Origin of the sequence: Streptomyces sp. MnatMP-M17, assembly GCF_900091995.1 — a bacterium.
Classification (GTDB): Bacteria; Actinomycetota; Actinomycetes; order Streptomycetales; family Streptomycetaceae; genus Streptomyces.
The window spans coordinates 1-2,224 of sequence record NZ_FMDK01000262.1 but is presented as its reverse complement, the minus strand read 5'-3'; the positions used below and the strand labels follow the sequence as shown (position 1 = coordinate 2,224).

At 74.2% G+C, this 2,224-nt stretch carries 2 protein-coding genes; one reads left to right on the top strand and one right to left on the bottom strand.

Annotated elements, in window-relative coordinates; genetic code table 11:
- On the top strand, positions 1–1,427 hold a 1,427-nt coding region (locus GA0115259_RS12540), incomplete at its 5' end, for an FtsX-like permease family protein (protein WP_141716540.1).
- Between the two features lie 47 nt (positions 1,428–1,474).
- On the opposite strand, the gene GA0115259_RS12535 is transcribed toward GA0115259_RS12540, so the two are convergent.
- The coding region (locus tag GA0115259_RS12535) for a sensor histidine kinase (protein ID WP_141716539.1) at positions 1,475–2,224 on the bottom strand (750 nt) is incomplete at its 5' end.

Here is a 2,224-nt window from a genome sequence, read left to right as displayed (position 1 = left end):
CGGTGCCACGTCTGGCGTGGTGGGCGCTGGCCGCAGCACTGCTGGCGGGCTCACTGGCGGTGTTCCGCGCCACGAGCACGACGAACTACGCGCTGGTCCTGGCCCCCGAGGGCACCGCGAGCCTGTCCGTCGATTACTGGGCGTTCGCCGGCCCCGCCCTGCTGTGGGCGGCCGGCGCGGTACTGGCCTGGCTGCTGACCGACGGGCTGCTGCACCGTGGCGGGCCCGTACTGCGACGGCTGTTCCGGCCGGCGGCCGGCGCTCTCTCCGGTACGGTCGCGGCCAGTCTGTCCCGGCAGCGCGGCACGGTGCTGCGCTCGGTGGTGCTGCTCGCGCTGGCCTGCGCCTTCGCCGCGTCGACCGCCGTGTTCAACTCCACCTACCGGCAACAGGCCGAGGTGGACGCCGTGCTGACCAACGGCGCCGATGTCACCGTCACCACGTCCACGGCCTCGGCCACCGGTCCCGCGGACATCGCCAAGGTCGCCGCGGTGCCCGGCGTACGTCATGTCGAGCCGCTCCAGCACCGGTTCGCGTATGTCGGCGCCGATCTCCAGGATCTGTACGGCGTACGGCCGGCGAGCATCGTGTCGGCCGGGCGGTTGCAGGACGCCTACTTCTCCGGCGGTACGGCGGGCGCCCTGATGGACCGTCTCGCCGGGCGTCCCGACGGGCTGCTGGTGAGCGCGGAGACGGCGCACGATTTCCAGCTCCACCCGGGCGATCAGGTCCGGCTCCGGCTGACCGACGCGCGGACAGGCCAACCGCGTACGGTGCCCTTCCACTTCGCCGGTGTCGTGAAGGAGTTCCCGACCGCGCCCAAGGACAGCTTCCTGGTCGCGAACGCGTCGTACATCGCCCGTACGACGGGCAGCGGAGCCACCAGTACGCTGCTGGTCGACACGGGAGGCACGGATCAGCGGGCGGTCGCGGCGCGGGCGCGGGCGCTGCTCGGACCGAACGCGCACATCACGGATCTGCCGTCGTCGCGGACCGCGATCGGATCCAGCCTCACCGCCGTGGATCTCGCCGGACTCACCCGGGTCGAGCTGGGATTCGCGCTGGTGATCGCCGCCGCGGCGGGCGGTCTGGTGCTGGCGCTCGGGCTGGCGGAGCGGCGGCGTACGCTGGCGCTGGCATCGGTGCTGGGCGCGCGAGGGCGGCAGCTCTCGGGATTCGTGTGGAGCGAGGCGGCGCTCGTGGCCGTGTCGGGCCTCGCTGGTGGCGCGGTGCTCGGCTGGGCGCTGTCGCGGATGCTGGTGAAGGTGCTCTCCGGGGTCTTCGATCCGCCGCCGTCACAGATCGCCGTGCCGTGGGCCTATCTGAGCGCGATGGCGGGGATCACGGTGGCGGCGCTGGCGGTGGCGGCCTGGGCCGCCGTACGGCACGCCCGTCGGCCTCCGCTCACCGAGCTGCGGGAGCTGTGACGGACCGACGGGCCGGACCGGGCCTGGCCTGGCCCGGCCTGGGCGTCTCACGGCGTCCCGGGTGATGGGAGCCGCGTCGGCGCGGACCGCACGGGAAGGGCCACGAGCCAGGTGAATCTGGGATGCGGGCGAGGGCGGGAGACGAAGAGTCTGCCGCCCTCGGCCTCCGCCAGCGAGCGGGCCAGCGCGAGACCGATGCCATGGCCGTCCTCCGTCGCGTGGCCGCGCCGTACGAACGGATCCGTGCCCTCCGGGATCCCGGCGCCCTCGTCCTCGACATCGACGGCCAGCACTCCGGCGCTGTCCCGGACGCGTACGGTCACCGTTCCTCTGCCGTGCGTCCGGGCATTGGCGATCAGCACATCGAGGACCTGCCGGGCGGCCCGCGGTGAGCCGACGGCGTCCGGCAGGTCCTCGTCGACGACCACCCGCAGCCGCCGGCCGTCCGCCGCGAGCTCGCCGTGCCAGTGCCGTTCGATCCCGTCGAGGAGCGGCACCGGATCGAGCGGCGCCCGCTCGGGTACGTCACGGGCCAGGGCCAGCAGATCGGTCAGCGTGGTCTCCATCCGTTCGACCTGCTGGAGGGCCGTGCGCAGGGCGGCGTACGGATCGGAGCGCGCGCCGGGTGCCAGCGGAGTCTCCAGCTCCAGGCGTACGCCGGTGAGCGCCGTGCGGAGCTGGTGGGACGCGTCCGCGCTGAAGGCCCGCTCGCGCCGCAGGAGAAGGCCGATCCGGTCGGCGGCGCGGGCGAGGGCGTCGGCGACCGCGTCGGCCTCCGGCAGCCCGGAGGCCGGTGC